The 8,282-nt window shown below is 71.1% G+C and carries 10 protein-coding genes and 1 pseudogene; all 11 read left to right on the forward strand.

Annotated elements, in window-relative coordinates; all coding sequences use genetic code 11:
* Positions 1-412 (forward strand): annotated as a pseudogene (locus tag BLT97_RS37080) (hypothetical protein); the annotation flags it as partial.
* 11 nt (positions 413-423) lie between these two features.
* Positions 424-1,041, forward strand: coding sequence for a hypothetical protein (locus tag BLT97_RS37085; protein ID WP_245769758.1), 618 nt, complete (start codon positions 424-426; stop codon positions 1,039-1,041).
* 9 nt (positions 1,042-1,050) lie between these two features.
* Entirely contained in the window at positions 1,051-3,081 is a 2,031-nt protein-coding gene (locus BLT97_RS37090) for a right-handed parallel beta-helix repeat-containing protein (RefSeq protein ID WP_093618463.1), read from the forward strand.
* An 81-nt stretch (positions 3,082-3,162) separates the two neighbouring features.
* A complete protein-coding gene (locus BLT97_RS37095; RefSeq protein WP_093618465.1) occupies positions 3,163-3,993 on the forward strand; it encodes a peptidoglycan recognition protein family protein in 831 nt (276 codons plus the stop codon).
* 45 nt (positions 3,994-4,038) lie between these two features.
* Complete coding sequence (locus BLT97_RS37100; RefSeq protein ID WP_093618467.1) at positions 4,039-4,290, forward strand: holin; 252 nt, start codon at positions 4,039-4,041, stop codon at positions 4,288-4,290.
* Between the two features lie 38 nt (positions 4,291-4,328).
* Positions 4,329-4,661: a hypothetical protein gene (locus BLT97_RS37105; RefSeq protein ID WP_093618469.1), complete on the forward strand. Its 333-nt coding sequence runs from the start codon at positions 4,329-4,331 to the stop codon at positions 4,659-4,661.
* Positions 4,658-5,320: a collagen-like protein gene (locus BLT97_RS37110; protein ID WP_245769759.1), complete on the forward strand. Its 663-nt coding sequence runs from the start codon at positions 4,658-4,660 to the stop codon at positions 5,318-5,320. Before BLT97_RS37105 ends, BLT97_RS37110 begins: the two co-directional genes overlap by 4 nt.
* A gap of 209 nt (positions 5,321-5,529) precedes the next feature.
* The gene (locus tag BLT97_RS37115) at positions 5,530-6,759 is read left to right on the forward strand and encodes a helix-turn-helix domain-containing protein (protein WP_245769760.1); all 1,230 of its coding nucleotides are present in this window, start codon (positions 5,530-5,532) and stop codon (positions 6,757-6,759) included.
* Between the two features lie 87 nt (positions 6,760-6,846).
* Positions 6,847-7,113: a hypothetical protein gene (locus BLT97_RS37120; protein WP_093618473.1), complete on the forward strand. Its 267-nt coding sequence runs from the start codon at positions 6,847-6,849 to the stop codon at positions 7,111-7,113.
* 2 nt (positions 7,114-7,115) lie between these two features.
* Positions 7,116-7,649 (forward strand): hypothetical protein, encoded by a 534-nt coding sequence (locus BLT97_RS37125; protein WP_143041457.1) that lies wholly within the window; start codon positions 7,116-7,118, stop codon positions 7,647-7,649.
* The gene (locus BLT97_RS37130) at positions 7,646-8,161 is read left to right on the forward strand and encodes a hypothetical protein (RefSeq protein WP_093618477.1); all 516 of its coding nucleotides are present in this window, start codon (positions 7,646-7,648) and stop codon (positions 8,159-8,161) included. Before BLT97_RS37125 ends, BLT97_RS37130 begins: the two co-directional genes overlap by 4 nt.
* Positions 8,162-8,282 lie beyond the last annotated feature (121 nt).

Below are 8,282 nucleotides of genomic sequence, written 5' to 3' on the forward strand. Positions count from 1 at the left end.
GCCGGACGACTACGCCTCGACGCCGACGCAAGGCGACTGGACGGGCGGCGGCAACAGGCGCGGCGCATGGTTCTACGGCTCGAAGATCGCGCAGGCGTGCGCGGGCAAGACCGTCGCGAAGATGACCGTGCAGTTCACCCGCCGCCGCGGTTCCGGCGTCAACGCGAAGCGGCCGATGCACCTCTACCTGCACAACTACACCTCGGCGCCCGGCGGGCAGCTCAACCTCGGCGCCGGCCCCGAGGAACTCGTCTCGCTCAGCGTGGGCGCGAAGGGCACGGCCACCCTGCCCGCCTCGTGGCGCAATGCGCTTGCGTCGGGCTCGGCCCGCGGACTGGCGATCTACGCCAGCGGCCGCAACGACTATGCCGCGTTTACCGGCGGCACGATCACGATCACGTTCTCTGCATAAGGAGAGTGCCGGTGGCGACCATCGGATACGCCCAACTACCCGTGCCCGCAGGCGGCGACAGCCCGGCCGTGCCGGCCGATATCGCCGAGCTCGCCGAGGCCCTCGACCCGCACCTCGTGCAGCTCGTCGCCGACCAGGCCGACCGCGACAACACGCTGTCGGACGCCCCGGCGCAGACCCTCGCGATCGCGGCCAACGGGTCGACGTGGCTCAAGTCGTCCGCGACGGCGAACACATGGCGGACCCTGTGGGAGCCGCTGCCGGACTGGCGGCCGATCACGTTGAAGAGCGGGTTCACACAGGGCGACGTCGGGCTCGGCATCCGGCGCCGCGACGGCGTGCGGGTGTCCTTGAAGGGCCGCATCGCGCGCAGCGACGGCGCGCTGATCGACAACCCGAACGCGGTGAACCTCGGCAGCGTGCCGGACGACTGCAAGCCGAGCGGGCTGCGGACGTGGGCGGGCACGTGCTCGATGGGCGGCGCGACGACGCACGCCGCGGGCCGCCTCGAAGTTCTCGCGGACAACACCGCGTCGGCGTACGGACAGCCCGGCGACCTCCTGTGGTGGTACCAGGGCGAAGCCGGAACCGCGTGGGTGGACATTTCCGGCGATTACTGGATGGACTGAGAGGGACCGATGCCGCTCTACACCTACGGCGGGAACGCTGCCGCCGTCCTCACCGACGCCGCGGGGAACGTCATCCCTGATTACCCCCTGATCGTCCGGGTCGCCGGAACCGGGCAGCCGATCACCGCCCTGTACGAGGCGGACGGAACGACGCCCATCGGCGAACTGCGCAGCAACCCGGCCGGGTCCGACTCGCCGGGCGCGATCCGCCCCTTCAAGATCGACGGGATCACCGCGATCGAGTACGAGTACAACGGTCTGACCGGGCCGGTCCGCTGGTTCGAGTCGGGCCGCGAGGTACCCGCCGAGGCCCTCGAAGCCGCCCGCGGCGCACTGTCGCGCAGCGCGGGCGGGACCGTGAACGGCCCCGTCACCTTCGCGGGCGGGATCACCGTCCGGAACGGGTTCACGGTGCACGGCGAGGGGCACGTCGACACGCTCGACGTCGACTCGCTCACCGTCGACGGCAAGCCGGTCGGCGGCGGCTCGGGCGGCGGCGCGCTGCCGGGCATGTTCGCCCCGCAGACGTACGGCGCGAAGGCGGACGGCGTCGCCGACGACGCCCCCGCGGTGCAGGCCGCCCTCGACGCCGCGCACAACGCGGGCGGCGGCTGGGTCCTGGTGCCGCCCGGCAACTACCGGTGCGCCACGCTGCCGCTGCGCATCCGGCGCGGTACGCGGCTCACCCTCATGAAGGGCGCTACGTTCACCCGGGGCGCCCCGAACACGTTCCTGCTCAACGGCGACGCGAACCAGAACTTCGGCGGGTACGGCGGGCACGGCGACATCGTCGTCGAGGGCGGCGTGTGGGACATGCGCGCCCCCGACAACCCGACCGACCCCGACATGTGCATTTCGATCGGGCACGCTCGGAACGTCGTCATCCGTGATCTTGAGATCAGGGACGTCGGCGGGTATCACGCGATCGAGCTCAACAGCGCGAAGAACGGGCTCGTCGAGAACTGCCGGTTCCTGGGCTACCTCGACACCGGGGGCCGTGATTTCAGCGAGGCCGTGCAGCTCGACGGCGCGTTCCGCTCGTCGGTGTTCGGCGGGTTCGGACCGTACGACGGCACGCCGGTCGAGGACGTCGTCATGCGCGACTGCTACGTCGGCGCCTCGGGCACGCCGGGCACCGTGGCGTGGCCGGCCGGTGTCGGCTCGCACTCGGCGGCGTGGGGCATCTGGCACCGCCGCATCAAGATCACGGGTTGCACGTTCGAGGGCGGCGCGCAGTACGCGGTGAAGCCGTACATCTGGGATGACTCCGTGATCAGCGGCAACACGGTCGCGGGCATGGGCGCCGGCGTGTGGGCACGGACCCTCGACAGCTCGAAGGCCGCGGACCGCAAGGACATGTCGGGGGTCGACCACAACGCGTCGCAGATCAGTGCCGGGCTCGTCGTCGCCGACAACGTGTTCCGCAACATCGGCTCGTTCAACGACGCCGTGTTCGTCGAGGGTGAGGCGACCGGGAAGTACCGGAACGTCACGATCACCGGCAACACCGTCGCCACGGTCGGCGGTACCGAGAACGGCATCAGGGCCGTGCACGTCGAGCGGTTCACCGCGACGGGCAACACCTTCACGGATATCGGCGGCACGGCGCTGTCGACCGAGCAGTGCGCCGACGGCGTGCTGTCGGGCAACCACATCACGACCTGCGGCTCGTCGTTCTTCACGAGCAACGGCGGCGCGCGGCTCACGGTGGCCGACAACAACGCGAGCGACTGCAAGTCGCATGGGTTCTGGGCCTGGTCGAACACCGATCTCAAGATGACCGGCAACTACCTGCGGGGTGCCGGCCGCGGCGACTCGACCGCGCAGGGCATCCGGCTGTCGACCGGCGGCGACCGGATCACGATCACGAACAACACCTACCGGCGGTGGGGCTCGGGCACCGAGGCCGCGTCGGTCTACACGTGCACGAGCGCGCCGACCAACATCCGGCGGTGGGGGAACGACTGGCTCGGGCAGGGCACCGTCGTGAGCACCGCCGCGAACGAGAACCTGTCGCCGTACGACGCCGGCACCCCGTAGCGGCTGCTCGGCACCAGCTCACCCGCACGCCCCGCGCAGCACCGCGCCGGGCGTTTTTTCATGCCCGGAAAGGGGCTCACCATGGCAAAACCGCTGTCGTTCGAGGCGTTCCTCGACGCGATGCGCGACGAGGGCGTGACCGTCAAGGTCGTCGGCGACGCCAAGCACCACAACCGCGCCGGGCACGGCGCATGGGGGCCGGTGCACGGCGTGATGATCCACCACACCGTGACCGAGGGCACCGAACGCTCGGTCGCGCTGTGCCGTACCGGGCACATGACGCTGCCCGGCCCGCTGTGTCACGGCGTGATCGATAAGAAGGGCGTCGTGCACGTCGTCGGGTACGGCCGCGCGAATCACGCGGGGTCCGGCGACGACGACGTGCTGCGCGCCGTGATCGCCGAGGGCAAGCTGCCCCCGGACAACGAGGCGAACACGGACGGCAATTCGCGGTTCTACGGGTTCGAGTGCATCAACCTGGGCGACAACCGCGACCCGTGGCCCGAGGCGCAGGTCGAGGCGATCGTGCGCGCGTCTGCCGGCATCCTGCGCCGCCACGGGTGGGGCAAGGACGGCCCGACCAGCGTGATCGGTCATTCCGAGTGGCAGCCGGGCAAGATCGACCCGCGCGGCCCGATCGGTAAGAAGGGCGGCCCCGCGCTCACGATGGACGCGATCCGCAAGCGGGTCGCCGAGCGGCTCAAGCACCCCGCGAACTGGTCGCCGGGCGGCAGCACCGGGGGCGGCACGGGCGGCAGCACGTACACCGTGCGCAAGGGCGACACCCTGTGGTCGATCGCGCAGGCCAAGCTCGGCAGCGGCGCCCGGAACGCGGAGATCGCGAAGCTCAACGGGCTCAAGGACCCGTCCGCGATCAGCATCGGCCAGAAGCTCAAGATCCCTGCCAAGTAGGCCACTTCACGGGCGCCTGCCCACAACTCCGAAGGAGAGACAGACATGTTCACTGGCGCGTTCTGGAAATCCACCGCCGAGCGCATGATCCGCACCTTCGCGCAGGCCGTGCTCGGCGTGGCCGGCGGCGACGGGCTCGGGATCGTCGACGTCGATTGGGGCGGCGCGTTCTCGGTCGGCGGTCTCGCGGCCGTGCTCGCGCTGCTCACGGCCATCGTGACGAGCGGCGGGACCAACGGCCCCGGCATCACAGAGAAGGTCAACGAGCCGGACACACCGCGGCTCCCGTCGATCTGACGCCCCGACCGCTCATGCACTGATCAGAAGGGGCGCACGTGGACGTTGCGACGCTCGGCGCGGTCGGCACGATCCTCGTCGGGCTCGCGACGGCCGTCGGCGCGTTCGTCGGCAAGCGCGGTGAGAACCGGGCCGCGCAGTCGGGCGCCGTCCTCACCGGGTACGGCAGGCTCGTCGGCGATCTCCAAGAGGAACGCGAGCGGGCGCAGACCAAGCTCGCCGAGTGCGAGCAGCGGCTCGCCGAGGCGTACCGCGAGCTCGCCACCACTCGAACGGACAACGCGCAGAAACAGGCCGAGATCACGGTTCTACGGGCCGAGGTCGAGCGGCTGCGCGCACGGGTTGTGGAACTCGGAGGGTCCCCGACGTGACGAAACACGCTCACCCGCCGCTGCTCGCGCGGCGGTGGCGCGAGTTCATGCTCGCCGCCGTGCTGCTCGTGCTGTCCGGCGCGGTGCTGCTCGTGTGGCTGCGGATCGACGCCGAGGCGCAGCGGGCCGACCGGCTCGGCGCCGAGGCATCCCGCCGCGGCACGGCCGTGACGACGCTCGCCGAGGACGTGCGCGTACTGCGCGAGCAAGTCAAGGCCGAGGGGGCGACGCCTGCCGCGCCGGACCCGTCGCGCGCGGTCAAGGGCCTGCCCGACCGGGTCGAGTCCGTGCCCGGCGCCCCGGGCCGGCCGGGGGAGAGCGGGCAGCCGGGACGCCCCGGGAAGGACGGCCGCGACGGCGTCGACGGCCGCAAGGGTAAGGACGGCGCCGACGGGTCCGCGGGCGAGGACGGCGCCGACGGCACGGCGGGCGGGCCGGGGCCGCCCGGTCCGGCCGGCCCGCCCGGCGAGGACGGAAAGGACGGCAAGGACGGGGCCGACGGCCGCGACGGGCAGACGTGCCCCGACGGCTACTCGCTACAGGTGCCCGACTACGACCCCGACGCTCTCGTGTGCCGGAAGGATTCGGCACCGCCACCCGACGAGCCCGAACCGAGCCCGAGCGTCCTCGGGCTGCCCGTGGAACGCCGCCGATCATGAGTTCGCGCCCCTGTCTGGCCTCACGGCCGGGCAGGGGCGCTTTCGTCGTGTCTGCCCTGGTCACAGGCAAGGGAGCGGCCCCGCCGAGAACGAGTCGGCGAGGCCGTGAGTGCTCCCCAAGGGGAGTGAGACACCAGTATGACCGATACAGCCGACAACGTGCGGTCGTACGCTGGTCGTTGAGTGCTCTCACCCATCAAGGGGAATCCATGATCAATCCACAAGGCATGACCACCGGGGAGCGGATCAGGTACTACCGGCAGAAGACCGGGCGCACGCAGGCCGCGGTCGCCGGGCTCGTTTGCCGCTCCGACGACTGGCTCAGCAAGGTCGAGCGCAACGTGATCTCGATCGACTCGCTCGACATGCTCACCCGCCTCGCCCGCGAGTTCGGCCTCGACAACGTCGGCGAGCTCGTCGGCCCGTCCCTCGACCTCAGCCTCGTCGGCCCCGAACACCCGTCAGTTCCCGGCATCCGGCGCGCGCTCAACTGCCCGCCGTCGCTGCTCGGTATCGGGCTGCCCGGCGACGCGCTCACCGCGCAGCAGCTCGACGAGCGGGTCGTCGAGGCGTGGGGCATCTACGAGAACCAGACCGAGCGGTACGCGCCCGTCGGCGAGATGCTGCCCGGACTGCTCGCCGAGGCGTACGCGACACTGCGGCAGACCAGCGGCGAGGACGAGCTCACCGCAACCCGCGCACTCGTGTCGCTGCTGCACCTGCACCAAGTGTTCCTGCGACGCGTTGGCGAGCGGAAACTCTCCCTGCGTGCAGCCGACCGCGCGATGCAGATCGCAGACGAGACCGGCGACATGGCGCTGATCGCGGCCGCCGCGTGGAACGTCTGCGGCATCCTCACGTCGAGCGGTGAGGTCTCCGACTCGCTCGACCTCGCCCGCGCAACGATCGCGCACTGCCGTCCCGACGACAACGCAACGCCCGAGCACCTGTCGGCGTACGGCGCGCTGCACCTCGGCGCAGCCATCGCGGCCGTGCGGGACAGCAAGGCGCCGGCGGCGTGGGATCTGCTGCGCGGAGCGGACGCGGTCGCGCAGCGACTCGGCACTGACCGGAACGACTTTCACACCTCGTTCGGTGTCACCAACGTCGCCATGCACGGGGTGCACCTCGCCGCGGAAGAGGGCGATATCTCCGAGGCGCTGCGGCTCGCCGACGACGTCGAGGTACCGGCCCCGGGCGGCGTGCTGCCGCTTGAACGTACGACGCGGTACCTCGTCGAGGTGATGCACGCGAACCGGCTCAACGGCGACCAGTACGCCACGCTGCACATGCTGCGACAGATCATGGAAGCGTCACCGGAAGAGATCAAATACTTCCCGCTCGTGCGCGAGGCAGTGCAGACGCTCATGAAGCGGCCCCGCCCGCAGATGCGCACTGAGCTGCACAAAATCGCCGAACACGTGGGCGTGCTCGCCTAGTTGACGAGCCATCCGCAACCCGGAACCAGAGGCGACCCGGAAAATGTTTCCGGGTCGCCTCTGTAATTCCCCTCTACCGTCCGTGACATGACGACGACTCAGCGGCAGGCGGCCGCGAGGAAGACGGCGAACCCCCAACAGGGCGTCCGGATCGAGCGTCTGCCCGACCGCCCCTTACGGCGGACGGGAGCGGGGCGCGTCGCGCTTCCGCTGTGGGTCCTCAACGACGGCGTGCATATCGGCGACGGCGACCTCGTCCTGACCTTCGACGAAGCGACCGCCCTGCACGCCGAGCTCGGCCGGCTCCTGGTCGAGCAGTCCGACGACCAGACGAGAGGACGGGGGGACGAGTGATCATGACCTCCGAGGCGGCACTACCTCGACGCACCCCGGGCGACCGGGTCCGACGGGCTCAACTCAACGATGCGGCAAGCGGGTTCGACGGTTTCGCCCCGATCTCATGGATCAAGCGCAGCGGCGCAATCGCGAGCGAGGTTCTGCTCGCGTGGCAGGACGGCAAGTTGGCCGAGGTGCCTGCCGGGAACGCATGGGACGCCGTACGCCTGCCCCCGGGGACCGGCAGCGCAGCTTTTCAGCAGCTCCGCGCGTCGGGCTCCCCCCTCGGCCCGGTCCTGAAAACGCCCGACGCGTTCGTGTTCCTGGTCCCCGTCGGCGCCGCGTCCGACTGGAATCTGCCCGGCGTCTCGGTCCTCGGCCGCGGTGAGACCCTCCGCGTTCCGCACCCGGTCATGACCGGCCCCCACGAGCGCGACGGTTGCTCATGGCATCACGCGCTGCGCGATGATGACGCGCTCACCGACGCCGACGACCTGTACGGCGCGTACATCGGCGCGGCCTCGTTCATGGACGGGACGGGGGCCCTTGGATGACGACCGCCGCCCCGCTCACCCCCGCCGTTCCGACCCCGGGCCTGATCGCTTCCTTGTCGGCCTCGTCGTGGGTCGACCGCGTCGGCGATCAGGTGTTCGCTCCCATGCTGATCACGCACCCGCCGGCCCGCCGTGACGCCGACACCGCGGCTGTGATCGAGGCCCGCATGCTGAGCGTTGCGCACGCCCTCGGCGCGGCCCCCGGGAACGTCACGCTGCCCGACGTGGGCGTGCGGGTCGCCGTGCACAACGGCGTCGTCCTGGTCCGCCTCGATGGCACCCCGCACATGCTCACCACCCGCGCCGGGAACTGGGGGCGGGCGGTCACCGAGATCGGGCACGTGCTGCTCGCCGTCGGCCTCGACCCGCTGTCGCCCGCGGCGAACGCCGTCGAGACGAACGAGTACATCACTACGTCGGTCAAGGCTGACCGGGTGTACTTCGCGGCCGCGACCGTCGCCGACTCGCCCCGGCTCATACAGGCGCAGGCCGATCGCGCACTGCGCCCCTGAGACAGGGTCGCCCAGCGGTCGAGTCTCCCCCCGGGACTCCCGCCGGGCGGCCCGAATGCCCCGCCCGCCGGCTGAAAGAACGAGCGGCCGGCGGGCGGGGCCACCAACCCCGCCCCCCCCC

The organism is Streptomyces indicus (assembly GCF_900100315.1).
In the GTDB taxonomy this organism is placed as follows: domain Bacteria; phylum Actinomycetota; class Actinomycetes; order Streptomycetales; family Streptomycetaceae; genus Streptomyces; species Streptomyces indicus.